1 pseudogene is annotated in these 259 nt (G+C 47.5%); it reads right to left on the bottom strand.

Annotated features, from left to right (window positions below):
• Positions 1–118: 118 nt before the first annotated feature.
• A pseudogene (locus tag AACT35_RS11310) lies at positions 119–259 on the bottom strand (photosystem II q(b) protein); the annotation flags it as partial.

The raw sequence follows: 259 nt of genomic DNA on the forward strand, positions 1-259 counted from the left end.
CAAGCAAGCAAAAACCCCCACCATCTCTGGTAGGGGCCTTCGCCAATCATTACTTATTCAGTTTTACTGTCAAAGCAATCATTTTTTTTTCAACTAAGCCCGAAGACTCAAACAGTTATTAACCGTTGATTGCAGGTGCTTGCAGAGCCACAGGTGCTTGCTCGCCAGCTGCTAAGTCTAAGGGGAAGTTGTGAGCGTTACGCTCGTGCATTACTTCAAAACCGAGGTTCGCACGGTTCAGAATGTCCGCCCAGGTGTT

Origin of the sequence: Synechococcus sp. BDU 130192, assembly GCF_963876085.1 — a bacterium.
Classification (GTDB): domain Bacteria; phylum Cyanobacteriota; class Cyanobacteriia; order Cyanobacteriales; family MRBY01; genus MRBY01.